The sequence below is a fragment of the Rhodococcus sp. NPDC004095 genome (assembly GCF_053604015.1).
Genome location: NZ_JBSGGS010000009.1, coordinates 226,147 through 251,165, shown reverse-complemented (window position 1 = coordinate 251,165; position 25,019 = coordinate 226,147). Strand labels below are relative to the sequence as shown.

23 protein-coding genes are annotated in these 25,019 nt (G+C 69.9%); 18 read left to right on the top strand and 5 right to left on the bottom strand.

Translation table 11 applies throughout. The features are described from left to right. Positions 1-2: 2 nt before the first annotated feature. From murG to ACWEPG_RS19125, 13 genes are all read left to right on the top strand, one after another. Positions 3-1,145 carry an undecaprenyldiphospho-muramoylpentapeptide beta-N-acetylglucosaminyltransferase gene (gene murG / locus ACWEPG_RS19185; RefSeq protein ID WP_452595021.1) on the top strand — a complete coding sequence of 381 codons (1,143 nt, stop codon included), beginning with the start codon at positions 3-5 and terminating at the stop codon, positions 1,143-1,145. Positions 1,146-1,204: 59 nt separating this feature from the next. Beyond that, positions 1,205-2,668, top strand: coding sequence for a UDP-N-acetylmuramate--L-alanine ligase (gene murC, locus ACWEPG_RS19180; protein WP_452595058.1), 1,464 nt, complete (start codon positions 1,205-1,207; stop codon positions 2,666-2,668). A gap of 83 nt (positions 2,669-2,751) precedes the next feature. Then, positions 2,752-3,444 carry a cell division protein FtsQ/DivIB gene (locus ACWEPG_RS19175; protein ID WP_452595057.1) on the top strand — a complete coding sequence of 231 codons (693 nt, stop codon included), beginning with the start codon at positions 2,752-2,754 and terminating at the stop codon, positions 3,442-3,444. A 260-nt stretch (positions 3,445-3,704) separates the two neighbouring features. Next, on the top strand, positions 3,705-4,934 hold the full coding sequence (gene ftsZ / locus ACWEPG_RS19170) for a cell division protein FtsZ (protein ID WP_452595020.1): 1,230 nt from the start codon (positions 3,705-3,707) through the stop codon (positions 4,932-4,934). Beyond that, on the top strand, positions 4,931-5,674 hold the full coding sequence (pgeF, locus tag ACWEPG_RS19165) for a peptidoglycan editing factor PgeF (protein ID WP_452595019.1): 744 nt from the start codon (positions 4,931-4,933) through the stop codon (positions 5,672-5,674). The genes ftsZ and pgeF overlap by 4 nt, the downstream gene beginning before the upstream one ends. Then, a complete protein-coding gene (locus ACWEPG_RS19160; RefSeq protein WP_452595018.1) occupies positions 5,667-6,407 on the top strand; it encodes a YggS family pyridoxal phosphate-dependent enzyme in 741 nt (246 codons plus the stop codon). Before pgeF ends, ACWEPG_RS19160 begins: the two co-directional genes overlap by 8 nt. Positions 6,408-6,457: 50 nt before the next feature. Beyond that, a complete protein-coding gene (locus ACWEPG_RS19155; protein ID WP_450116124.1) occupies positions 6,458-7,072 on the top strand; it encodes a cell division protein SepF in 615 nt (204 codons plus the stop codon). A 120-nt stretch (positions 7,073-7,192) separates the two neighbouring features. Further along, positions 7,193-7,480, top strand: coding sequence for a YggT family protein (locus ACWEPG_RS19150; protein WP_450114821.1), 288 nt, complete (start codon positions 7,193-7,195; stop codon positions 7,478-7,480). A 147-nt stretch (positions 7,481-7,627) separates the two neighbouring features. Further along, entirely contained in the window at positions 7,628-8,470 is an 843-nt protein-coding gene (wag31, locus tag ACWEPG_RS19145; RefSeq protein WP_450114735.1) for a DivIVA-like cell division protein Wag31, read from the top strand. 50 nt (positions 8,471-8,520) lie between these two features. Then, the gene (locus tag ACWEPG_RS19140; protein WP_452595017.1) at positions 8,521-8,790 is read left to right on the top strand and encodes a hypothetical protein; all 270 of its coding nucleotides are present in this window, start codon (positions 8,521-8,523) and stop codon (positions 8,788-8,790) included. 298 nt (positions 8,791-9,088) lie between these two features. Beyond that, positions 9,089-12,259 carry an isoleucine--tRNA ligase gene (gene ileS / locus ACWEPG_RS19135; protein WP_452595056.1) on the top strand — a complete coding sequence of 1,057 codons (3,171 nt, stop codon included), beginning with the start codon at positions 9,089-9,091 and terminating at the stop codon, positions 12,257-12,259. A gap of 1 nt (position 12,260) precedes the next feature. Then, the gene (locus tag ACWEPG_RS19130) at positions 12,261-13,613 is read left to right on the top strand and encodes a DNA polymerase IV (protein WP_452595016.1); all 1,353 of its coding nucleotides are present in this window, start codon (positions 12,261-12,263) and stop codon (positions 13,611-13,613) included. 143 nt (positions 13,614-13,756) lie between these two features. Beyond that, positions 13,757-14,254, top strand: a complete 498-nt coding sequence (locus ACWEPG_RS19125; RefSeq protein WP_450114737.1) for a hypothetical protein — start codon at positions 13,757-13,759, stop codon at positions 14,252-14,254. A 78-nt stretch (positions 14,255-14,332) separates the two neighbouring features. Here the strand turns inward: ACWEPG_RS19125 and ACWEPG_RS19120 are convergent, their stop codons facing one another. Both ACWEPG_RS19120 and ACWEPG_RS19115 read right to left on the bottom strand, forming a co-directional pair. Next, positions 14,333-15,067, bottom strand: a complete 735-nt coding sequence (locus tag ACWEPG_RS19120; RefSeq protein WP_452595015.1) for a sensor domain-containing protein — start codon at positions 15,065-15,067, stop codon at positions 14,333-14,335. Further along, complete coding sequence (locus tag ACWEPG_RS19115) at positions 15,064-15,987, bottom strand: hypothetical protein (protein WP_452595014.1); 924 nt, start codon at positions 15,985-15,987, stop codon at positions 15,064-15,066. Before ACWEPG_RS19115 ends, ACWEPG_RS19120 begins: the two co-directional genes overlap by 4 nt. Positions 15,988-16,174: 187 nt before the next feature. On the opposite strand from ACWEPG_RS19115, the gene lspA reads away from it, so the two are divergent. Genes lspA through rarD form a run of 4 tightly spaced genes read left to right on the top strand, consistent with a single transcriptional unit; the run spans position 16,175 to position 19,263 of the window. Then, a complete protein-coding gene (gene lspA / locus ACWEPG_RS19110) occupies positions 16,175-16,702 on the top strand; it encodes a signal peptidase II (RefSeq protein ID WP_452595055.1) in 528 nt (175 codons plus the stop codon). Next, positions 16,702-17,628, top strand: a complete 927-nt coding sequence (locus ACWEPG_RS19105) for an RluA family pseudouridine synthase (RefSeq protein ID WP_450114741.1) — start codon at positions 16,702-16,704, stop codon at positions 17,626-17,628. Before lspA ends, ACWEPG_RS19105 begins: the two co-directional genes overlap by 1 nt. Beyond that, complete coding sequence (locus ACWEPG_RS19100; protein WP_452595013.1) at positions 17,621-18,277, top strand: hypothetical protein; 657 nt, start codon at positions 17,621-17,623, stop codon at positions 18,275-18,277. The genes ACWEPG_RS19105 and ACWEPG_RS19100 overlap by 8 nt, the downstream gene beginning before the upstream one ends. Beyond that, positions 18,274-19,263 (top strand): EamA family transporter RarD, encoded by a 990-nt coding sequence (gene rarD / locus ACWEPG_RS19095; protein WP_452595012.1) that lies wholly within the window; start codon positions 18,274-18,276, stop codon positions 19,261-19,263. The genes ACWEPG_RS19100 and rarD overlap by 4 nt, the downstream gene beginning before the upstream one ends. 42 nt (positions 19,264-19,305) lie before the next feature. Here rarD and ACWEPG_RS19090 read toward each other — a convergent pair whose 3' ends face one another. Together ACWEPG_RS19090 and ACWEPG_RS19085 are read right to left on the bottom strand one after the other, a co-directional pair. Next, complete coding sequence (locus ACWEPG_RS19090; RefSeq protein ID WP_450135045.1) at positions 19,306-19,755, bottom strand: iron chaperone; 450 nt, start codon at positions 19,753-19,755, stop codon at positions 19,306-19,308. Positions 19,756-19,884: 129 nt separating this feature from the next. Further along, positions 19,885-20,907 (bottom strand): alpha/beta hydrolase, encoded by a 1,023-nt coding sequence (locus ACWEPG_RS19085; RefSeq protein WP_452595011.1) that lies wholly within the window; start codon positions 20,905-20,907, stop codon positions 19,885-19,887. A 148-nt stretch (positions 20,908-21,055) separates the two neighbouring features. Between ACWEPG_RS19085 and dnaE the strand changes: the two genes are divergently transcribed. Further along, a complete protein-coding gene (gene dnaE, locus ACWEPG_RS19080; RefSeq protein ID WP_452595010.1) occupies positions 21,056-24,601 on the top strand; it encodes a DNA polymerase III subunit alpha in 3,546 nt (1,181 codons plus the stop codon). An 18-nt stretch (positions 24,602-24,619) separates the two neighbouring features. On the opposite strand, the gene ACWEPG_RS19075 is transcribed toward dnaE, so the two are convergent. Next, positions 24,620-24,994, bottom strand: a complete 375-nt coding sequence (locus tag ACWEPG_RS19075; RefSeq protein WP_452595009.1) for a CD225/dispanin family protein — start codon at positions 24,992-24,994, stop codon at positions 24,620-24,622. Between the last annotated feature and the right edge of the window lie 25 nt (positions 24,995-25,019).

The following is a 25,019-nucleotide window of genomic DNA, read 5'->3' as shown; positions in this document are numbered from 1 at the left end:
GTGTGAGCGGTAGATCGTCCGGACTGTCCGTCGTCGTCGCGGGGGGTGGTACCGCCGGACACATCGAGCCGGCACTGGCGGTGGCCGACGCGTTGCGGCGACTCGACCCGTCGGTGACGGTGACCGCTCTCGGCACCGAACGCGGACTCGAGACCACGCTGGTCCCCGATCGCGGATACCCGCTGGAACTGATCCCGCCGGTGCCGCTGCCGCGCAAACCCACGATGGACCTGCTGCGGTTGCCGGGCCGGGTGCGCGCCTCGGTGCGTCGCACCCGCGAGGTGCTCGACGCGGTGCAGGCCGACGTGATCGTCGGGTTCGGCGGGTACGTCGCGCTGCCTGCGTATCTCGCCGCGGGCAAGGGGATCACCCGCAGGCGTCGCGCCGTCCCGGTCGTCGTGCACGAGGCCAACGCCAGTGCGGGCATCGCGAACAAGATCGGCGCCCGGGTCGCGGCGCGCGTCCTCGCGGCGGTGCCGGGGTCGGGAGTGGCCGCCCGCGGCCGGAGTGACGCCGAGATCGTCGGCATCCCGGTGCGCTCGTCGATCACCGGCCTCGACCGTGCCGGTCTGCGTGCACAGGCGCGGGAGCACTTCGGTTTGCCCGCCGAGGGGCCCGTTCTCCTGGTGACCGGCGGATCGCAGGGCGCCCGCTCGCTGAACGAGGCGGTTTCCGGCGCCGCCGAGGCGCTCGCTGCGGCGGGCATCTCGGTGCTGCACGCCCACGGCCCGAAGAACACCCTCGAGGTCACCCAGCACAACCCTGCGGCGCCGTACGTCGCGGTGCCGTACCTGACGCGGATGGACCTGGCGCTCGCGGCCGCCGACGCGACGGTGTGCCGGTCCGGCGCGATGACCGTCGCGGAGATCTCCGCTGTCGGACTGCCCGCGGTGTACGTGCCGCTGCCGCACGGCAACGGGGAACAGGAACTCAACGCCGAGCCGGTCGTCGCGGCCGGCGGCGGGCTGCTGGTCGCGGACGCCGACCTGACTCCGGCGTTCGTCGCCGACACGGTGGTGCCGTTGCTGCGCGACGGGGATCGGCTCGCAGCGATGGGGGCCGCGGCGGCGGGGGCCGGGCACCGCGACGCGGCGGACACGGTGGCGCGGGTCGTTCTCGAGGTGGCGAAGGGTGGACAGTTGTGAGCACGAACTCCGGCGGTACGAAGGCAACGGGGTTGCCCGCGCATCTCGAGCGCGTGCACATGGTCGGCATCGGCGGTGCCGGGATGTCCGGCATCGCCCGCATCCTGCTGGCTCGCGGCGGCCAGGTGTCCGGGTCGGACGCCAAGGAGAGCCGGACCGTGCTGTCGTTGCGGGCGCGGGGCGCCCAGGTGCGCATCGGGCACGACGCCAGCGCACTCGACCTGCTGCCCGGCGGCCCGACCGCGGTCGTCTCCACGCATGCCGCGATCCCGAAGGACAACCCGGAACTCGTCGCCGCCGCCGAACGCGGCATCCCGGTGATCCTGCGGCCCGCGGTGCTGGCCTCGTTGATGGAGGGGCACCGGACGCTGCTGGTGGCGGGCACGCACGGCAAGACGTCGACGACGTCGATGCTCGTGGTCGCGCTGCAGCACTGCGGTGTCGATCCGTCGTTCGCGGTCGGCGGGGAACTGAACGAGGCCGGAACCAACGCCCACCACGGGTCCGGCGACGTGTTCGTCGCGGAGGCCGACGAGAGTGACGGGTCGCTGCTGCAGTACGGCCCGAACGTGGTGATCGTGACCAACGTCGAGGCCGACCATCTCGACTTCTTCGGCAGCGCCGAGGCGTACGTCCAGGTGTTCGACGACTTCACCGACCGGATCGTGCCGGGCGGCGTGCTGGTCGTGTGCCTCGACGACCCCGGGTCGGCGGCCCTGGCCGAGCGGGTCGTCGCGCGAGGTCTGCCGATCCGCGTACTCGGCTACGGCAGCGGTGACGCGGCGGGCCCCGGTGGTCCGGAGAGCGCCGTCCCGCTCGAGGCGCAGCTGCTGTCCTGGGAACCGCGCGACGTCGGCGGGGTGGCGCACGTCCAGCTCGCGGGGGAGGCCGCGCCTCGGGCACTGCGGCTGTCCGTCCCCGGCCGGCACATGGCACTGAATGCACTGGGTGCGCTGCTCGCGGCCCGTGAGGCCGGCACCGACATCGACGAGATCGTCGACGGGATCAGCGGATTCGGTGGGGTGCATCGCCGCTTCCAGCACACCGGCCGGGAGAACGGCGTCCGGGTGTTCGACGACTACGCCCACCACCCGACCGAGGTCCGCGCGGTGCTCGAGGCGGCGCGGGAACTGGTGCGCACCTCCGGCGGACGGGTACTGGTGGTGTTCCAGCCGCACCTGTACTCGCGGACCGCGGCGTTCGCGACCGAGTTCGGTGGCGCACTCGACCTCGCCGACGAGGTGGTCGTGCTCGACGTGTACGGGGCGAGGGAGAAGCCGCTGCCCGGTGTCAGTGGCGCGCTGGTTGCGCAGGCGGTCACGCGGCCCGTGCACTACCAGCCGGACCTGTCGATGGCGCCGCGTCAGATCGCCGGACTGGCCCGTCCCGGTGACGTGGTCATCACGATGGGCGCCGGTGACGTGACGATGCTGGGCAAGGAGATTCTCGGTGCCCTCGCCGCGGCTCCGGCCGGGTCGCGGTCGCGCCCGGACGCGACGGGACGGGCCGGGGAGTCGGTGTGAACCGGCCGCGGGGAACGCGGGCGACGAAAGCCGAGGGAGCCCGTCGCCCGGAACCCGCCCGTTCGAAGGCCCGTCCGACCCGCATCCGGGCCGGGTCCGCGTCGCCCGCGGTTCGCCGGAAGCGCAAGCCGATCTATCTCGCCGCGGCTGCGGTGGTGGTGGCGGTCGCGCTCGGTCTGGTGCTCTGGCTGACGCCGTTGCTGTCGGCGCGCACGATCTCGGTCGTCGGGAACGTCGGTGTGCCCAGCGAGGAGGTTCTCGCCGCGCTGGCGATACCGGTCGGCCAGCCCCTGCTGCGGGTCGACACGGGTGCGGCGGCGCAGCGCGTCGCGTCGATCGCGAAGGTCGACCACACCCGCGTCGAGCGGCAGTACCCGTCGACGATCCGCGTCACGGTGGTCGAACGGGTGCCCGCGGTGTTCTACGACATGCCGGAGGGCACTCACCTGATGGACGCGTCCGGCGTCGCGTACGCGATCGAACCGGCGCCACCGGGGGTTCCCCGCCTGAAGGTGGCGTCGCCGGGTAGGGACGATCCGGCGACGGTGGACGCGCTGACCGCGCTGAACGCGCTGCCCCCGCAACTGCGGCCGCAGGTGACGGAGGTGTCGGCGGGGTCGCTGTCCGACATCCACCTGACGCTCGCCGACGGTCGGGAGCTGGTGTGGGGGAGTGCGGACTCGTCGGACCGCAAGGCGGCGATCGCCGTGCCGTTGCTCGGTCAGCCGGGGAAGGTGTACGACGTGTCGAGCCCTGACCTGCCGACCATCCGGTGACGATCCCCGCGGCACACGGTCCGTCGACAAATCGGCGTGTCCGTCGGCGCGCCTGCTGGGCATGTACGGCACCCGCCCGTAGCGTTTCGGCTCAGTCATCCACTTGACATAACTGTAAGTCTATGGTTGAGGTTGAGGGTTTACCCGATCCACCTGGTGGTGAAGGGCACCTGCACCACCAGTAACCTCAGCGCCACAAGTAACGTCAGCATCGCCGGTAACACCCAGCGCGAACACACATACACGGAAGGCGAGAGCCCATGACGCCCCCGCACAACTACCTCGCCGTTATCAAGGTCGTCGGTATCGGCGGCGGCGGTGTGAATGCGGTCAACCGCATGATCGAGCAGGGACTCAAGGGAGTCGAGTTCATCGCGGTCAACACCGACGCCCAGGCCCTGCTGATGTCCGACGCCGACGTCAAGCTCGACGTCGGACGTGAACTGACCCGCGGACTCGGTGCCGGAGCGGATCCGGAGGTCGGCCGCAAGGCCGCCGAGGACCACAAGGACGAGATCGAAGAGGTGCTCAAGGGTGCCGACATGGTCTTCGTCACCGCAGGCGAGGGTGGTGGCACCGGAACCGGTGGCGCGCCGGTCGTCGCCTCGATCGCGCGCAAGCTCGGCGCGCTGACGGTCGGCGTGGTCACCCGCCCGTTCTCGTTCGAGGGCAAGCGTCGCGGCAGCCAGGCCGACAACGGCATTCAGGCTCTGCGCGAGTCCTGCGACACCCTGATCGTCATCCCGAACGACCGGTTGCTCCAGCTCGGCGACGCCGCGGTGTCCCTGATGGACGCGTTCCGCTCCGCCGACGAGGTGCTGCTCAACGGTGTCCAGGGCATCACCGACCTGATCACCACGCCCGGCCTGATCAACGTCGACTTCGCGGACGTCAAGGGCGTCATGTCCGGTGCGGGCAGCGCGCTCATGGGCATCGGTTCGGCCCGCGGTGACGGGCGTGCGATCCAGGCCGCCGAGGCCGCCATCAACTCGCCGCTGCTGGAGGCGTCGATGGAGGGTGCGCGCGGCGTGCTGCTGTCCATCGCAGGAGGCTCGGATCTCGGCCTGTTCGAGATCAACGAGGCCGCCTCGCTGGTGCAGGAGGCCGCGCACATCGACGCCAACATCATCTTCGGCACGGTCATCGACGACTCGCTCGGTGACGAGGTCCGGGTCACGGTGATCGCGGCCGGGTTCGACGGCGGTGCGCCGGTGCGGCGTGCCGAGGCGCCGCCGCAGCAGCAGCAGGCTGCCGGTCGCGGCACCATCGGCGTCGCCCGCGCCGGGGAGATCGGCCGTTCACCGGTCGCGGAGGAGGCGGCGCCCGTGTCGCACACCCCGCAGCACAGCGCGGAGGTGCGGGAGCCGCGCCGCGAGCCCGCCCCCGCGGCGCTGCCGCCGATCCCGGTCGGTACCCAGACGCGCGCGGTGCCGGTCCAGGACGAGGACGGCGACGACGACGTCGACGTTCCCGACTTCATGCGCCGGTGACGGCTGTTTCCGTGGCACCTGCGGTTCGGGTTCGTCGAGTCGTCACGTCCCGCGCCGGCGGTGTCTCCGCGGCGCCGTACGACTCGTTCAACCTCGGTGACCACGTCGGTGACGATCCGGCGGCGGTCGACGCCAATCGGCGTCGGCTCGCCGCCGGCATCGGGCTGCCGTTCGAGCGGCTGGTGTGGATGGAGCAGATCCACAGCCGGAACGTGACCGTGGTGACCGGTCCCGTCGACGCGCCGGTCGAGGCGACCGACGCGCTGGTCACCACCGAACGGAACCTGGCGCTGGTCGTGCTGACCGCGGACTGTGTGCCCTTGCTGCTCTCCGACGACGAGGCCGGGGTCATCGCCGCGGTGCACGCCGGTCGGGTCGGCGCCAGGATCGGCATCGTGCCGCGGGTACTCGACGCGATGATCGCGCAGGGCGCCGAGATCTCCCGCATCGGCGCGTTCCTCGGACCGGCGGCGAGCGGGCGGCAGTACGAGGTGCCCGCGGCGATGCAGGCCGATGTCGAGGCCCATCTGCCCGGCAGCGCCACCACCACCGAACGCGGCACACCCGGCCTGGACCTGCGCGCAGGTCTGCGTCGCCAGTTGCTCGAGGCCGGTGTCGGCGGCGTCGCCGAGGATCCGCGGTGCACAATCGAGGACCGGATGTTGTTCAGCTACCGCCGGTCCGGAGTCACCGGACGCATCGGCGGGGCGATCTGGATGGAGCCGATCGACGGTGACTGAGGGCGACACCGGGCAGCCGGATCGCGCCGCGCAGATCGCGACCGCGCTGGTCGCGGTGCGGAACCGGTTGACGCTGGCCTGCACTGCAGCCGGGCGTGCGCCGGGCGAGGTGCAGTTGTTGCCGGTGACGAAGTTCTTCCCGGCGTCGGACGCCCGGATCCTGTACGACCTGGGGTGCCGCGAGTTCGGCGAGTCCCGGGAGCAGGAGGCGTCCGCGAAGGTGGCCGAGCTGGCAGAGCTGAGTGATGCCAAGTGGCACATGATCGGCAGCCTGCAACGCAACAAGGCTCGCGCCGTCGCGCGGTGGGCGGACACGGTCCACTCGGTCGACAGTGAGCGGTTGGTCGACGCGCTCGCGTCGGCGGCGGTCGCGGCGCAGGGCGCGGGGGAGCGGAGCGGACCGCTGCGGGTGCTGCTGCAGGTGAGCCTGGACGGCGACCCGAAGCGCGGCGGCGTTCCGCTGCCGGAACTGGCGGCGCTGGCCGAACGGGCCGCCGCCGCAGAGGGTCTCGTGTTCGGCGGATTGATGGCGGTCCCGCCGCTGGGCGCCGCCCCCGACGAATCTTTCGCTACACTCGCGGCCGCCCACCAGGACGTGTTGCGTGACCATCCGGACGCGCGCATGTTGTCGGCGGGGATGACCGCAGACCTCGAGAGTGCGGTTCGACACGGATCAACGTGCGTGCGTGTCGGAACCGCTCTGTTGGGTTCGAGGCCGATAGCCTCGAAATGAACTGATCGGCGTCCCGACCGATTATCCGCCGCGCCAAGGAAGGTCGATCGATGAGCACTCTGCACAAGTTCAAGGCTTACTTCGGCATGGTTCCGCTCGAGGACTACGAGGACGACTACCTCGACGAGCCTCGTCGGGCCCCGCGAAGCCGATACGAGGACGGCGTCGACGGCGGATACGACGACCCCGGTTACGGCGGACGCGACGACATCGACGACCGGCAGCCCGCTCCCCGGCGGATGGAGCCGCTGCCCCCGCGTTCCTCGCGGCCGAGTCCGTCCGTGGGCTCCGCGCCCCGTCCCACGTCGACGCACGGATCGCTGGCGGTCAACACGCAGCCGCGGATCGAGAGCCGGCGCGCCCCCGTCTTCGACGAGGGTGGGCCGCTGTCGAAGATCACCACGCTGCGCCCCCGGGACTACGGGGAGGCGCGCATCATCGGTGAGCGGTTCCGCGACGGCACCCCGGTCATCATGGACCTGGTCGAGATGAGCAATGCGGACGCCAAGCGACTGGTCGACTTTGCCGCCGGACTGGCGTTTGCGCTGCGTGGCTCGTTCGACAAGGTGGCCACGAAGGTGTTTCTGCTCTCACCGGCGGACATCGACGTCTCCGCCGAGGAGCGCCGCCGGATCGCGGAGAACGGCTTCTACAATCAGAAATGACCAGGTACTGCCGGGTCTCGGCAGTAGCAATGTGAGGGGTGCGACCGGGTGGATCCGGTCGCACCTGGCATTGAACGGCCCGGTTTTGAGAGTGTCGGACACGTCAGGCAGAGTGGTGGAGTGCCCTTGTTCGCGGTGATCTACTTCGTGCTGTTCGTGTTCTGGCTGCTTCTCATCGGCCGAATCATCGTGGAGTTCATCCGGACATTCGCCCGGGACTGGCGGCCGACGGGCTTCGTCGTCGTCGTTCTCGAGGCGATATTCACGGTCACGGATCCGCCGATCAAGTTGCTACGGCGACTCATCCCGTCGATCTCCCTCGGCGGTGTTCGGTTGGACCTATCAATCATGGTCTTGCTTTTCGTCGTGTTCATCCTGATGCAGGTCACTCAGGGACTTGCCGCGTGACGTGCACGAATAGGGGACTGGCGCTGGCTGAAGGGGCGGGTGTGGAAGAATGACCCGCAGTTACAACGTGAATACGTGGTCCTGCAGTGGATGCGCCATAACTGAATGCTTGCTTGACCGCCAACAGATGCGCGAAGGGATCCTTCCATGCCGCTGACACCAGCTGATGTTCACAACGTCGCGTTCAGCAAGCCTCCGATCGGAAAGCGTGGCTACAACGAGGACGAGGTAGATGCCTTCCTCGACCTGGTCGAGCAGGAGCTCGCCCGCCTGATCGAGGAGAACGCGGACCTGCGCCAGCGTGTCGGTGAGCTCGACCAGGAGCTCGCGGACGCCAAGAAGGCGCCGCGTCCCGCTGCAGCCGCTGCGCCGGCGCCCGCCCCGGCCCCTGCACCCGCCCCGGTTCCGGCCCCGGTGGTCGAGGCGCCGAAGCCTCCCGCTCCCGCCCCGGCCCCTGCGCCTGCGCCCTCCCGCGCCGGCGGCGCCGAGGAGGCCAACCTGCAGGCCGCGAAGATCCTCGGCCTCGCTCAGGAGATGGCCGACCGCCTCACCGGCGACGCGAAGAGCGAATCCGAGCAGCTCGTGTCGAGCGCCCGCTCGAACTCCGAGCAGCTCGTCAGCGATGCCCGGACCCGCTCGGAGGCGATGATCTCCGACGCCAAGCAGAAGTCCGAGGCCCTGCTCGCCGACGCGCAGACCCGCTCGGAGACCCAGCTGCGGCAGGCCAAGGAGAAGGCCGACGCTCTGCAGGCCGACGCCGAGAAGAAGCACACCGAGATCATGGCGACGATCAACCAGCAGCGCAGCGTGCTGGAGGGTCGGATCGAGCAGCTCAAGACGTTCGAGCGCGAGTACCGGGTGCGCCTGAAGTCCTACCTGGAATCGCAGCTGGAGGAGCTCGAGCAGCGCGGTTCGGCGGTCCCCGTCGACGGCGGCCAGGAGAGCTTCGGGTCCGAGGGTTCCAAGTCGTTCGCCAAAGGGAACAACTGACCGGGCCCCGATAGGGCCGCGGTCGTGACGGCTCGTGGCAGGGGGCATAGATGCTGGTCCTGACCCTTGCGATGGCGGCAGTGGGGTTCGCCCTGCTGGTGGTCGCCCTCATGACGGGCTCGGTCGTGTGGGCCTGGGGATGCATCGTGGTCTGCGTGGTCGGTGCGGTGTTGCTGCTGGTGAGTTCCTTGCGCGGCGGCACCGCACCGGACACCGACGCCGGGGGCGGAGGGAATCACTCGGCCGACGGCAAGGGTTCGCCCGGCGGCTCGGCCCCTGATCTGCGAGACGGGCCGGGGCGATTTGACGGCTCCGACTAGAATCGGATGTCAGACACGGCGTTGATCCGGCCATCACCGGGGAGCCTTCGGAAGAACGGCGTCGAGCCCGCCCTCATCGGGTGTCTCGGCGCTCAGTAGAACCGAACGGGTTCGGCCCGTCACAGCCGACGTACGAGTGGTCCGGACGGCGCGGTGTGTGTGAACCGGGCGTCCGGGCAAGCGGGGTGGTACCGCGGCAACGGCGCACAGGCGTCCACGTCGTCCCCGTGCCAGAGACAGCAGGCACGAGGGAGCACGAACTGTGTCCGACAACAGCGCGTCCGGCAACACCGGCGATGTGAGCGCCACCTATCCGCGCTTCGACCTGACCGGCGGCCGCTCCGGCGCCGGCGTCAACTTCCCCGAACTCGAGCAGCGTGTGCTCGCCGAGTGGGATGCCGACGACACCTTCCGCGCGTCCATCGCGAACCGCGAGGGTGCCGAGGAGTTCGTCTTCTACGACGGCCCACCGTTTGCCAATGGTTTGCCGCACTACGGGCACCTGCTCACCGGCTACGTCAAGGACCTGATCCCGCGCTACCAGACCATGCGCGGCAAGAAGGTCGAGCGCCGCTTCGGCTGGGACTGCCACGGCCTGCCGGCCGAGCTCGAGGCCGAGAAGCAGCTCGGCATCAAGGACAAGTCGCAGATCGACGCGATGGGCCTGGCCGAGTTCAACGCGTACTGCAAGCAGTCGGTGCTGCGCTACACCGACGAGTGGCGCGACTACGTGACCCGGCAGGCCCGCTGGGTCGACTTCGACAACGACTACAAGACCCTGGACCTGGACTTCATGGAGTCGGTCATGTGGGCGTTCAAGTCGCTGTACGACAAGGGGCTGATCTACCAGGGCTTCCGGGTGCTGCCGTACAGCTGGTACGAGCAGACCCCGCTGTCGAACCAGGAGACCCGCCTCGACGACGCATACAAGATGCGTCAGGACCCGGCGGTCACCGTCGACATGGTGCTCAGCGCGCCGGAGGGCAGCCTGCGTAGCGACCAGAAGCACCTCGGTGACCTGGACGGCGCGAATGCGCTGATCTGGACCACGACGCCGTGGACGCTGCCGTCCAACCTGGCGGTCGCGGTGCACCCGGACATCACCTATGTGCTCGTCGCAGGCGAGGACGGCAAGCGGTACGTCCTCGCGAAGGACCGCCTCGGCCACTACGCGCGCGAGCTCGGCTCCGAGCCCGAGGTGCTGGGCGAGTACAAGGGCAGCGATCTCGTCGGCCTGTCGTACACCCCGCCGTTCGACTTCTTCCACGGCCCGGGCAAGGGGCACGAGAACGCGCACCGGGTGCTTTCGGCCGATTACGTCACCACCGACTCGGGTACCGGAATCGTGCACCTCGCACCGGCTTTCGGTGAGGAGGACATGGACGTCGCGACGGCGAACGGCATCGAGATCGTTCAGCCCCTCGATCCGGGCGGCAAGTTCACGTCGCTCGTGCCGCCGTACGAGGGCCTGCAGGTCTTCGACGCCAACCCGGTGATCATCAAGGACCTCAAGGCGGCAGGAAAGCTGCTGCGGCACGAGACGATCGAGCACTCCTATCCGCACTCGTGGCGGTCGGGTCAGCCGCTGATCTACATGGCGGTGCCGTCGTGGTTCGTCGCCGTGACCAAGTTCCGGGACCGGATGGTCGAGCTGAACCAGGAGATCACCTGGGTGCCCGAGCACATCCGGGACGGCCAGTTCGGCAAGTGGCTGGAAGGCGCCCGGGACTGGAACATCAGCCGGAACCGCTACTGGGGCAGCCCGATCCCGGTGTGGATCTCGGACGATCCGGCGTACCCGCGGATCGACGTGTACGGCTCGCTCGATCAGCTCGAGGCCGACTTCGGGGTGCGCCCGACCGATCTGCACCGGCCGATGATCGACGAACTGACCCGGCCGAACCCGGACGATCCGACGGGCAAGTCGACGATGCGTCGCGTCCCGGAGGTGCTGGACTGCTGGTTCGAGTCCGGCTCGATGCCGTATGCGCAGGTGCACTACCCGTTCGAGAACAAGGACTGGTTCGACGGCACCGGCGGCCAGGACCCGCACAACCCGGGCGACTTCATCGTCGAGTACAACGGCCAGACCCGCGGCTGGTTCTACACCCTGCACGTGCTGGCGACCGCGTTGTTCGATCGTCCGGCGTTCAAAACCGTTGCCGCGCACGGCATCGTGCTCGGTGACGACGGCCTGAAGATGAGCAAGTCCAAGGGCAACTACCCGGACGTGAAGGAGGTGTTCGACCGGGACGGCTCCGATGCGATGCGCTGGTTCCTGATGTCGTCGCCGATCCTGCGCGGCGGCAACCTGATCGTCACCGAGCAGGGCATCCGGGAGGGCGTCCGGCAGGCGCTGTTGCCGATGTGGAACGCGTGGAGCTTCCTGCAGCTGTACGCGTCCAAGCCGGGCACCTGGCGCACCGATTCGCCGAACGTGCTGGACCGGTACATCCTCGCGAAGCTCGCCGCGACGCGGGACGCGATCACCGACGCGCTCGAGGTCAACGACATCGCCGGGGCGTGCGACGAGCTGCGCACGTTCTGCGACGCGCTGACCAACTGGTACGTGCGACGTTCGCGCAACCGGTTCTGGGACGAGGACCGGGACGCGATCGACACCCTGCACACGGTGCTCGAGGTGACCTGCCGGCTGGCGGCGCCGCTGCTGCCGCTGGCGACCGAGGTGATCTGGCGCGGCCTGACCGGTGGTCGTTCGGTGCACCTGGCCGATTGGCCGAGCGCCACCGAACTGGTGCCCGACGCGGAGCTGGTCGAGTCGATGGACGAGGTCCGCAACGTCTGCTCGACGGTCCTGGGTCTGCGCAAGGCGCAGAACCTGCGGGTGCGGTTGCCGCTGCCCGAGGTCACCGTCGCCGCGGCCGACGCGGAGCGACTTCGGCCCTACCTCGGCATCATCGCCGACGAGGTCAACGTCAAGAAGGTCGACCTGACCGGGGACGTCGACGCGCACGGGAAGTTCGAGCTGGTCGTCAACGCCCGCGCCGCCGGTCCGCGGCTCGGCAAGAACGTGCAGACCGTCATCAAGGCCGTCAAGGCCGGCGACTGGAGCGAGACCGACGGTGTGGTCAGTGCCGCCGGGATCGAGCTGCTGCCGGAGGAGTACACCCGTCGCCTCGTCGCCGCCGAGCCGGAGTCGACTGCCGCGCTGCCCGAGAACGCCGGTCTGGTGGTGCTCGACTCGCAGGTCACCGAGGAACTCGAGGCCGAGGGGTGGGCGAAGGACCGGATCCGTGAGCTGCAGGACGCGCGCCGCGCGGCCGGGCTCGACGTCTCGGACCGGATCGCCGTCACCCTCGAGGTGCCCGCGGACCGGGCGGACTGGGCGCAGCGCCACCGCGACCTGATTGCCGGCGAAATCCTTGCCACCACACTGGAACTGGGCGCCGCCGGTGCCGGTGCCGTGGACCTCGGCGAGGGCGTCCGGGCCGTCATCACGAAGGCCTGACATGAATCGGCCGCCCACGCAGCGGCGGTGGGTCCTGCACCTGGACATGGATGCGTTCTTCGCGTCCGTGGAGCAGCTGACCCGCCCGACGCTGCGTGGGCGGCCGGTCCTCGTCGGCGGCCTCGGAGGTCGCGGCGTCGTTGCCGGCGCCAGCTACGAGGCTCGCGCGTACGGCGCCCGGTCGGCCATGCCCATGCACCAGGCGCGGCGGCTCGTCGGGGTGGGGGCGGTGGTCCTGCCCCCGCGCGGGCCGCTGTACTCCGCGGTCAGTGCGACCGTGTTCGACACGCTGCGCACCCGGATGCCGGTGCTCGAGATGCTGTCGCTGGACGAAGCGTTCGGCGAGCCACCGGAACTCGTCGGTGCCGACGCGGGCGAGGTGCGGGAGTTCGCGGAGGGCCTACGGGCGCTGATCCGGGAGAACACGGGTCTGGTCGCGTCGATCGGCGCCGGATCGGGCAAGCAGATCGCGAAGATCGCGTCCGGACTGGCGAAACCGGACGGTGTGCGGGTGGTCACCGCCGACGAACAGCCCGCCCTGTTCGAGGCACTTCCGGTGCGCAAGCTGTGGGGTATCGGGCCGGTCGCGGAGTCGAAGCTGCGCCGGCTCGGCATCGAGACGATCGGTCAGTTCGCCGCGACGAGCGAGACCGAGGTCGTCACGCTGCTCGGCGCGACGGTCGGACCGGGCCTGCACCGGCTCGCCAAGGGCATCGACGACCGACCGGTCGCCGAACGCGCGGACGCGAAACAGATCAGTGCCGAAACGACTTTCGCGACCGACCTGGTCTCGCTCGACCAGCTGCGGGCGGCGGTCGAACAGACCGGAGGCCACGCCCACGGCCGGCTCCTGCGGGACGGCCGGGCCGCCCGGACGGTGGTGCTCAAACTCAAGAAGGCCGACATGACGATCGTGACCCGGTCGGCGACGCTGCCGTACGCCACCACCGACCGGCAGACGCTGATCGCGACCGCGCGCCGGCAGCTGATCGATCCGCGGGAGCTCGGCGCGGTCCGCCTCGTCGGTGTCTCGCTCGGCGGGTTGACGGCCGCCGCGCAGGGATCGTTGTTCCCGGACCTCGACCACGGCGAGGGCGCCGCGGACGATGTGAATCCGGACACAGCCGCGATCCCGGATTCGGCGCGCACCACCCCGGCGGGTCCCGTGTCACGGTGGCGGCCCGGGCAGGACGTGCGGCACGTCGACCACGGTCACGGCTGGGTACAGGGCTGCGGGCACGGGGTGGTGACGGTTCGGTTCGAGACCCGGTCCACCGGTCCGGGACCGGCCCGCACGTTCCCGGAGGGTGACGAGGCTCTCGAGACTGCGGATCCGGCGGACAGTCTTCGTTAAGGAACCCCTTATTTTTCCCGTGTTAACTAAGGTGACACGTGCTCGCGCGACGGATCCGGCCGACGGACTCGTCCGGCGCGCACCAGGACGCACTGAATTGTGTTTGCCCGGGAAATGTTCCACCAACGACGTAAGGACACGCATTGATGCTCCGTAAGACTCTCGTGGCCGGTGTCGCGGTTGCGGCCGCCCTGACCCTCGGCGCCTGCAGCTCGGACGGTGACACCACCGACTCGACCACCACCAAGAAGGCGACGACCACCGCCGCGGCTGCCGCCACCATCGACTCCCCGCCGGCGCCGACGGCCGCCGAGCTGAACGCGATGCTGGTCAAGGGCCTCGACCCGGCCACCCCGGTCGAGGAGAAGGTCACCCTGGTGCAGGACGGCTCGTCCGATCCGGGCCTGTTCGACCAGGTCGCCGCCGCGGCGAAGCAGAACAACGCCACCGTCACCGTCGTGGACCCGATCCTCGACAACGGCGACGGCACGCTGACCGCCACCGTGAACCTCGACATCGGCGGCCAGGTCAACCCGGGCACCGCGACCTTCGTCGTGGAGAACGGCCAGTGGGTGCTGTCGAAGGAGTACGCCTGCAACATGATCAAGCTGGCGAACCTGACCTCACCGGCCTGCGTCTGACGCACGGTCCTCGAATGCCGGCACCCCTCGTGGGTGCCGGCATTCGGCGTTCTCGGGCCCGGCGGCCGAGGGCGGCGCCTAGTCGGTCCCGGCGCGGAGCCGGTCGACGGCGGTGCGGGCGAGGCGGGTCATGACCGCAGGCTCGATCGGCTGCTGTCCGGTCGCGGTGACCTGCACCACGGCACCGCCGACGACGGCGACGACGGTGTCGGAGGTCATGGTGAAGCCCTCGCTGCTGGTTTCCAGGCGCACCGCGACGGAGGCGTCCCCGACGGTGGGCTGGTCGAGCCCGCCGAGCCGGTAGTGCACGGTGACTCCGTCGGCGTCGGTGCCGGAGTAGTCGGCGCACGAGGCGAAGGCGCTCTGCACGGCGGTGAACGCCTGTGCCGCACCGGAATCGGGGTACGCGGCGGCATCGGTGTCGATGCTGGTGAAGTCGGGGCCGGCGAACCGGGCGACGCCCTCGGCGGCGGCGCCGGGCACCTGGTCGGCGATCGGGGCGAGCACCCCGGCGCACGCCTGCGGGTCGGTGGAGGACCTGTCCGACTCCGAATCCGCGGCGGCCTCGGGCAGTCCCAGATCGGCGACCGGGTCGGGGAGCGCCGCGAATCCGGCCGGCAGGTCTGCGACCGTGAGCAGCGCGGCCGTCAGCCCCGCCTCGTCGACCGTCGTCGTCGCCGGTGCGGTGGGGGCCGCGACGGTGGTCACCGGAGGCAACACCGGGTCGGAGGAGTCCTCACCGCACGAGACCAGCGCCGGTGTGACCGCGAGTGCGGCCACCAGCCCCGCCACCCGCATTCGTCCGGCGGTCACTGCTGCGACCACCGGACGCTGTTGGTGGTCGCCTGCCGCAGCCGGGTGGTGCTGTTCGGGTCGGTGTAGGTCTGTTCGCCGCTGACGGTGACGGATCCGTCTACGGGCAGCGGCGCCCCGAGGTCCACGACGAGGGTGCCGGTGCCGGACATCGTGAACGTGTCGATGTTGAGGGTTCCGGTGTCGCCGGGCAGGTCCCAGACCGGGGACACGGGCGTCTGGGTGACCGAGACCTCGACGGTGAGCCGGTCACCGTCGCGTTCGCGCAGCGTTGCGGTGGTGACCTGGTTCAGGGTCATCCCGCTCATCACCTGTTGCTGCATCGTCCACACCGCGCCGACTCCGACCTCGGCGTCGGGGAATGCGACACCGCGGTACACGGCCTGGTAGAACGCCTGCTCGATGGCGGACCGGGCGATGTCGCGGGAATCGGGGGCCGGCGTGATCCGGAGGGCGGTGACGGCTCCGGACGGCTGGACGGTCAGTCCGGCCTTGGATCCGTCGGAGGACGCCAACGCGTCCTGCAGTCGTGGGTCGGGCGAGCGCATCGCTCCCAGGGTCAGGTCGACGGTCAGCGCCGGATCGGCCGGGCCGGTGACCACCGAGGTCAGCGGCATCGACACCTCCGGGGTGGACAGGTCCTGCTGGGGCTGGTCACCGATCTGCTGGTAGATCTCCGAGCGCGTCGTCATCACGACCTGCTGGGCGACGCCCGCACCGGGGTGGAGCACTATCCGCTCACGCGGCTCCGCGCCCGGGTCGATGACGGTGGTGGTGATCGCGGAGATCGGAACCGTGGTCTCCTTCGCGGTATCGGTGGCGGCGGGTGCGGGCCCGTCGTTGTTGCTGCAGGCGGCGGCGAGGGCGACCGCGGCGAGGGCGGCGGTGACCCGCCCGGCCCGATTCGAGAACACTGACACCCGTCCAGGTTAGCCACGCCGCAGGTGTGCGGGCCCGCAGCGGACGGTGCCTGCAGCCCCGGCCCGCCCCGTGAGGGATGATGGCGGGGTGAGTGATGCGGAGAAAGGGGTGAACCCCACGCCTGAAAGTGCTGCGGCACCGCCCGTGGAGGAATCGGGATCGGACGCCGGACGGCATCCCCTGCGGATGCGGATGCTGGTCGTGATCGCCGCGGTGGTTCTCGTGCTGGACCTGGTCACCAAGATCGCGGCCGTGCGTTTCATCGAGCCGGGGAATCCGATCCACGTCATCGGTGACGTGGTCACCCTGAAGCTGATCCGCAACCCCGGTGCGGCGTTCTCGATGGCGACCGGGATGACGTGGCTGCTGACCCTGGTCGCGATCGCCGTCGTCGTCGCCGTGATCAAGATCGGTCGCACCCTGCGGTCGCCGTGGTGGGCGCTCGGTCTGGGCCTGGTGCTCGGCGGTGCGCTCGGCAACCTGATCGACCGGATCTTCCGCGCGCCCGGACCGTTGCAGGGCCACGTCGTCGACTTCGTGTCGGTCGGCTGGTGGCCGGTGTTCAACGTCGCCGACTCGGGGGTCGTGTGCGGCGCGATCCTGCTCGTCCTGCTGACGCTGTTCGGGATCAACCCGGACGGCACCCGCGGCCAGGCCGACGAACCCACCGATGCCACCACCGGCACCGACGAGCCCAGCGAGAAGGAGTCCTGATGCGCGAGACGCGTTCCATGCCCGTACCGGACGGCTTGGAGGGCATGCGGGTGGACGCGGGGCTGGCGCGGCTGCTCGGGTTGTCGCGCACCACGGTGGCGTCGCTGACGGACGAGGGGTCGGTGCTGGTCGACGGCAGCGCAGTCGGCAAGTCGGACCGGCTGCCGTCCGGTGCGTGGCTGGAGGTCACGCTGCCGGAGCCTGCCCGTCCGCTGACCGTCGAGGCGCAGCCCGTCGAGGGGATGGACATCCTGTACGCCGACGACGACGTCGTCGCCGTCGACAAGCCGGTCGGTGTCGCCGCGCACGCGAGTGTCGGCTGGACCGGCCCGACGGTCGTCGGGGGACTGGCCGCGGCCGGGTTCCGGATCTCCACCTCGGGAGCGCACGAACGACAGGGCATCGTGCACCGGCTCGACGTCGGCACCTCCGGTGTGATGGTCGTCGCGACATCGGAGCGGGCGTACACGGTCCTCAAGCGGGCGTTCAAGCAGCGCACCATCGACAAGCGGTACCACGCGCTGGTGCAGGGCCACCCGGATCCGTCGAGCGGCACCATCGATGCGCCGATCGGCAGGCACCGCAGCAACGACTGGAAGTTCGCGGTCACCGCGGACGGCAAGCCGTCGATCACCCACTACGACACCGTCGAGGCGTTCCAGGCGGCGAGCCTGCTCGACATCCACCTCGAGACCGGTCGCACCCACCAGATCCGGGTGCACTTCTCGGCGTTGCGGCACCCGTGCTGTGGTGACCTGACCTATGGCGCCGACCCGCGGCTCGCGGAACGGCTCGGTCTGGAACGGCAGTGGCTGCACGCGCGGTCGCTGGGGTTCGCCCATCCGGCGGACGGCCGGTGGGTCGAGATCACCAGTGAGTACCCGAAGGATCTGCAGCACGCCCTGGATGTCCTGCGGAGTGCGTGACCGGGTCGCCGCCGCGATCGCCGCGGCGTGCGCGCTCGTCCTCGCCGCGGTGGTGCTCGCGCTCGGGGTGGCGAACCCGCCGGAGCCGGCGCCCATCACCACGGACCGGCTCGGTCCGGATTCGGGTGAACTCGTCGCCGACTACCTGACCCGCGCGGCGGCGACGCTGGAACCGGGCGCCGCCGACGTGCGGTGGGGGCTGGTCGGCTTCGACACCGAGGTGACCGCGGAGCAGGCCGGGATACTGCTCGGGGACGACGTGATCACCCAACTGTGGTTCCGGGTCCCGATCGACCGCGTGCAGACGCCGATTGTCCCGGTCGGGGTCGCGGGCGCCGATTCGATCGCCCGCGCACCCGGATACGCGGCGGCGCAGTTGCACGGGACCACCGGTGAGTGGGACCGTCAGGGCCGGATCGATGCGGTGTCGGCCTCGAGGCTGGCCGGGAACTGTGCGTGTGTGGTCGCGGCGACGGTGCGCGCACCGCAGAGCGATCTCGCCGCGCTCGGCGCGGTCCCGGGCGTGCGGTCGGTGGAGGCGCTGCCGGGGGACGCCGTCTTCGGACGGTTCGCGGTCCGGCCGCTGCTCCCCGAGCAGACGGTGACCGTGGTGCCGGGCCCCGACGACGGTGAGGTGCCGGAGCGATGAGCGAACCGGTCGCGGCAGCGACGAGCGAGGGCAGGGGCCCGCGCCGTGACCGTGTGCGCGGCCCGCGCGGTGACCGTGAGGTCGGCATCGCGGCAGCCGTCGGCGCCTACGTCCTGTGGGGGATGTTCCCGATCTTCTTCGGCCTGCTCGCGCCCGCGGCGCCGGTGGAGATTCTCGCGCAGCGGATGCTCTGGACGCTGGTGGTGATGTTCGCGGTCGCCACCGTGGTCGGGCGGTTGTCCCGGTTGCGCACCCTGACGCTGCGGTCGGCGCTGATGGTCGTGGCGGCCGCGGCGGCGATCTCGATCAACTGGGGCGTCTACATCTATGGGGTGACGTCCGGCCGGGTGGTCGAGGCGGCCCTCGGCTACTTCGTGAACCCGCTCGTCAGCGTGCTGCTTGGGATGCTTGTGCTGCGGGAGCGGATCAACCGCTGGCAGGCCGTCGCCCTCGGGTTCGGTGCGCTCGCCGTCGTGATCCTGACGATCGACTACGGCCGCCCACCGTGGATCGCGCTGGTGCTGGCCCTGAGTTTCGGGGCCTACGGCCTGATCAAGAAGACGATTCCACTCGATCCGGTGACCAGCCTGACGGCGGAGGGGATCGTGACCGCGCCGTTCGCGATCGGCTACCTGGTGTGGCTCACGGTGGCGGGCACGAGCACGTTCCTCGGGCACGGCGCCGGTCACACGGCGCTGTTGATCTCGGCGGGCGTGGTGACCGCGGTGCCGCTGCTGCTGTTCGGGGCGGCCGCCCAGCGGGTGCCGCTGGTGACGCTCGGCATCATCCAGTACCTGAACCCGGGCCTGCAGATGATGTGGGGTGTCGTGGTGCTGCACGAGGCCATGCCCGCATCCCGCTGGGCCGGTTTCGCGTTGATCTGGCTGGCGCTGGCGGTGTTCACCGCCGACGCGGTGCGTCGGGTGCGGCGCGGGCGACGGGACGGGGAGCCGACCGACCTCGCCCGTGGCGTGCCCGCCGACTGAGCCCGTGGGGGCGCCAGCCGACCGACATCGGACGCGGATCGGCTATCCGGCTGCCTTGCGTACGAGCGCACGCAGTCGCTGCTCGATCTCGTCGGTCACCTCGAGCACGGCGAACGCCGTGGGCCAGAACGATCCGTCGTCGAGGAGCGCGTCCTCGTTGAAGCCGATCGAGCCGTAGCGGGTGTCGAACTTCGACGCCGGCTGGTAGAAGACGACGACCTTGCCGTCGCGCGCATAGGAGGGGAAGCCGTACCAGGTCTTCGGGTCGAGGTGCGGGGCCTCCTCGGTGACGACCGTGTGCAGGCGCTCGGCGATCTGCTTGTCGGCCCCGGTCAGCGCGGCGATCGCGTCCAGGCAGGCCTGGGCCTCGCGCTCCCTCTTCGCCGCGCCCTTTCCGTTGCGGCCCTGCGCGCGGAGTTCGGCGGCGCGCTGCTTCATCGCGTCGCGTTCGGCGGCAGTGAAGGTCGTCTCGTCGCCGGTGTTCGACGCCATGGGGTTCGTCCTTTCGCGGCTGGGGCGAGGCTGCGCGACCAATCATTGCACCGTCGAGGCATGTGTGCGTGGTCGATGCGAGCGTGTCGTGCGGTGTCGACGGGGTCTCCGGACTCGCCGGTCCGACCGCTACCGGGTGTGCGCCGCGAGGAACGCGACGGTCTTCTCCAGTGCGGCCGCACCGGCGGCGGTGTCCAGGTCGAACTGGTACTCGTGCGCCAGCGGCGGCTCGTGGTCGTCGGGATAGAACACCTCGGTGACGTCGACGCCGAGGCGGGTCAGCGCCTCCGCCAGCGGGCGAGACTGGGTCGCTGTGAGCGGGTCGGCGTTGCCGCCACTGAGATAGGTGGGCGGAAAGTCCGCGGTGACGTGGCGGAGGGTGGACATCTGCGCCGCGGCGGGTGAGCCCGCGACGTCGCGGACGCCGGTGTACGCCCACAGGGAGTGGTCGGCGCCCCACCCGATCAGTCCGGAGCCCCCGGTCATCGCGGGCACGTCGTAGATTCCGCAGTTCAGCACCACCGCGCGCAGCCGGTCAGGCGTCAGGGCCGGCACCACGCCGATCTCGGCGGCGTAGCCGGGGTCGGTGACAGCCGCCGCGAGCTGGCTCGACAGCTGGGCGCCCGCCGAGTCGCCGGCCAGCACGATCCGGTCGGGGTCGATGTGCAGGTCCCGCGCGTTCGCGATCAGGTGTGCGTGCGCGTCGTTGAGCTGGTGCACCGCGGTGGGGTACGTCCGTTCCGGGCCGAGGGAGTAGCCGACGGAGATGACGGTGTATCCGCGGGCCGCGATCAGCCGGTGGTAGGTCGCGTAGTCGCTCCGGTGGCCGGAGATCCACGCGCCGCCGTGGGTCCACACCACCGTGGGCAGCGCTCGGTCGGTGCCGACGGGGAAGTGGACGTCGAAGAGGGCGTCGGGGTCGTCGTGGCGGTACCGCATGCCGGTGACCGACTCGACCCCGGTCGGCTCGTGGACCGCCAGCGCGGCGTTCGCGTCCGTCGTCGCCCGGCCGAACACCCGGCGGATCAGCAGTGCGCCCGGGCGCGGGCTGAGGATGCACCGGGCCGTGATGCCGCCGGCCAGCCCGGCCAGACTCCACAGCAGGACCCGCCCGTGCCGGGTGGGTGTCGGGGCGAGGGATTCGAGGGTCACGGATACTCCAGGTTCGGGTGCGGATCGGGGTCCGGTGGGTATCGTCCGTCACGTCGGCCACCGGTCGCCGCAGGTGGCCCCGGCGTGCCGGGATGAGGCACCCGGCGTGCCGGGAAATCGTGTCCGCCCGACCGCCTACACTCGGTGCGTGGCTGACTCCTTCGTCCATCTTCACAATCACACCGAGTACTCGATGCTCGACGGCGCGGCGAAGGTCGGTCCGCTGTTCAAGGAGGCCCAGCGGCTGGGCATGACCGCGGTCGGGATGACGGACCACGGAAACATGTACGGAGCCAGCGAGTTCTACAACAAGGCGAAGGCGGCCGGGATCAAGCCGATCATCGGCATCGAGGCGTACATCGCCCCGGAGTCCCGGTTCAACACCAAGCGCGTGCTGTGGGGCGACCCGAGCCAGAAGTCCGACGACGTGTCCGGCTCCGGTTCGTACACCCACATGACGATGGTCGCGGAGAACGCGACCGGTCTGCGCAACCTGTTCAAGCTGTCGTCGCGCGCGTCGATCGAGGGGCAGCTCGGCAAGTGGGCCCGGATGGACGAGGAGATCATCGCCGAGCACCACGAGGGCATCATCGCGACCACCGGCTGCCCGTCGGGGGAGATCCAGACCCGGCTGAGGCTCGGCCACGACCGCGAGGCCCTCGAGGCGGCCGCGAAGTGGCAGGAGATCTGGGGCAAGGACAACTTCTTCCTCGAGCTGATGGACCACGGCCTGTCCATCGAGCGCCGGGTCCGTGAGGGCCTGCTGAACATCGGCAAGCAGCTCGGCATCCCGCCGCTGGCGACCAACGACTGCCACTACGTGACGAAGGACGCCGCCGAGAACCACGAGGCGCTGCTGTGCATCCAGACCGGCAAGACCCTCTCGGATCCCACCCGCTTCAAGTTCGACGGTGACGGCTACTACCTCAAGTCAGCCGAGGAGATGCGCGCGATCTGGGACACCGAGGTGCCCGGCGCCTGCGACAGCAGCCTGCTCATCGCCGAGCGGGTGCAGCCCTACGACGAGGTGTGGACGCACCGGGACCGGATGCCGATCTTCCCGGTCCCCGAGGGCCACACCCAGCAGTCGTTCCTGCATCACGAGGTGATGCGCGGTCTGCGCGAGACCCGGTTCCCGGGCCAGGAGGTGCCGGAGGAGTACGTCACCCGCGCCGAGTACGAGATCGACGTCATCAATCAGATGGGCTTTCCCGCCTACTTCCTGGTGGTCGGCGACCTGATCAACCACGCGAAGGACGTCGGGATCCGGGTCGGACCCGGGCGTGGCTCGGCGGCCGGTTCGCTGGTCGCGTACGCGATGGGTATCACCAACATCGACCCGCTGCCGCACGGTCTGCTGTTCGAGCGGTTCCTCAATCCCGAGCGCGTGTCGATGCCCGACATCGACATCGACTTCGACGATCGCCGCCGCGGCGAGATGGTCCGGTACGCCTCGGAGAAGTGGGGGACCGACAAGGTCGCCCAGGTCATCACGTTCGGCACCATCAAGACGAAGGCCGCGATCAAGGACTCCGCGCGGGTCCAGTTCGGCCAGCCCGGCTTCGCGATCGCCGATCAGATCACCAAGGCCCTGCCGCCGCCGATCATGGCCAAGGACATCTCGGTGTCGGGCATCACCGACCCCGAGCACGAGCGGTACAAGGAGGCCGTCGAGGTCCGTCAGCTGATCGACACCAACCCGGACGTCAAGAAGATCTACGACACCGCGCTCGGTCTGGAGGGTCTGATCCGCAACGCAGGCGTGCACGCCTGCGCGGTGATCATGTCCTGCGAGCCGCTCACCGACGCGATCCCGGTCTGGAAGCGCGCGCAGGACGGCGCCATCATCACCGGCTGGGACTACCCGTCTTGTGAGGCCATCGGCCTGCTGAAGATGGACTTCCTCGGTCTGCGCAACCTGACGGTCCTCGGCGACGCGATCGAGAACCTCAAGGCCAACCGCGGCATCGACCTGGACCTCGACAAGCTGCCGCTGGACGACCCGGCGACCTACGAGCTGCTGGCCCGGGGCGACACCCTCGGCGTCTTCCAGCTCGACGGCACCGCGATGCGCAGCCTGCTCAAGCTGATGAAGCCGACCGGGTTCGAGGACATCGTCGCGGTGCTCGCGCTGTACCGGCCGGGCCCGATGGGTGTGAACGCGCACACCGACTACGCCAAGCGCAAGAACGGCCTGCAAGAGGTCAAGCCGATCCATCCGGAGCTCGAGGAACCCCTGAAGGACATCCTGGCCGAGACGTACGGCCTGATCGTCTACCAGGAGCAGATCATGCAGATCGCGCAGAAGGTCGCCGGGTACTCCCTCGGCCAGGCCGACCTGCTGCGACGCGCGATGGGTAAGAAGAAGAAGGAGATCCTCGACGAGGCGTACGACGGGTTCGCCGCGGGCATGAAGGAGAACGGCTTCTCCCAGGCGGCGATCACCGCGCTGTGGGACACCGTCCTCCCGTTCGCCGGCTACGCGTTCAACAAGTCGCATGCCGCGGGCTACGGCCTGGTGTCGTTCTGGACCGCGTACTTCAAGGCCAACTATCCGGCCGAGTACATGGCCGCGCTGCTGACCTCGGTCGGCGACGACAAGGACAAGTCGGCGATCTATCTGGCGGACTGCCGGTCGATGGGCATCACCGTGCTGCCTCCGGATGTCAACGAGTCGGTGGTGAACTTCGCGTCGGTCGGCGAGGACATCCGGTTCGGTATGGGCGCGGTCCGTAACGTCGGCGCACACGTCGTGGAGTCGATCATCGCGGCCCGCGCCGAGAAGGGGAAGTTCACCGACTTCTCCGACTACCTGAACAAGATCGACGCGCAGGCGTGCAGCAAGAAGGTCACCGAGTCGCTGGTCAAGTCCGGGGCGTTCGACTCGCTCGAGCATCCGCGTAAGGGCCTGTTCCTGGTGCACACCGACGCGATCGACGCGGTGATGGGCACCAAGAAGGCGGAGGCCGTCGGCCAGTTCGACCTGTTCGGCGGCGCCGACGCGGACGAGTCGATCGCGTCGGTGTTCAACGTGAAGGTGCCCGACGAGGAGTGGGACACCAAGCACAAGCTGGCCCTGGAACGCGAGATGCTCGGCCTGTACGTCTCCGGGCATCCGCTCGACGGGGTGGAGCACGTGATCACGGCGCAGACCGACACCCCGATCGCCGCGATCCTGGAGGGGCAGGCCGGCGACGGCGCGCAGGTCACCGTCGGCGGCATCCTCGCGTCGGTGACGCGCCGGATCAACAAGAACGGATTGACCTGGGCGGCAACCGAACTCGAAGGTGTCGGAGGTGCCTCGGTCGAGGTGATCTTCTTCCCGCAGGCCTACTCGGTGTACGGGATGGACATCGCCGAGGACTCGGTGGTGCTCGTCAAGGGCCGGGTCAACGTCCGCGACGAGCGGGTCTCGATCATCGCGAACGATCTTGCGGTGCCGGATCTCTCGGCGATCGGCGTGGCCAAGCCGCTCGCGGTGAGCCTGCCGACGCGACTGTGCACCCCGGACAAGGTGGGTGCGCTCAAGCAGGTGCTCACCCGGCATCCGGGTACCTCGGACGTGCACCTGCGCCTGGTCAGTGGGTCTCGCATCACGATGCTCAAGCTCGACGACAGCCTGCGGGTGGAGCCGTCGTCGGCGTTGATGGGCGACCTCAAGGCGCTGCTGGGTCCGGGCTGCCTGAGCGGCTAGCCGGCATTCGCAGCTGCCTCACCGCATCATGCGATTGTGGTGCCAGGTCACGTCGTAGGCGCCGCCGTGGGAGATCACCACGGCGGCGACGATGACGTACACGATCAGGAACAGCAGCAGCAGCCCGCCGAACAGCCACAGCGAGATCTGGCCGAGTCGGCGGACCCGCTCGGAGGCGTCCCGCGCGCCGGCCGGATCGCCGCCCGCCCACAGCGGGTACACCTCGACGGCGTGTGTGAAGGCGGAGAAGGCGAGTGGCCAGAAGAAGATCAGTGCCGCGACCGCCCAGCCCGCGTTGCTCGGGGGTCTCGGCGGATAGGTGGGACCGCTGCCCGGCGACTGGGGAGCGGATTCCGGTGGGGGTGTGGCCGTCGGTTCGGTCGGAGTGGACATGACGACTCCTGGTGGTGTGTTCCCA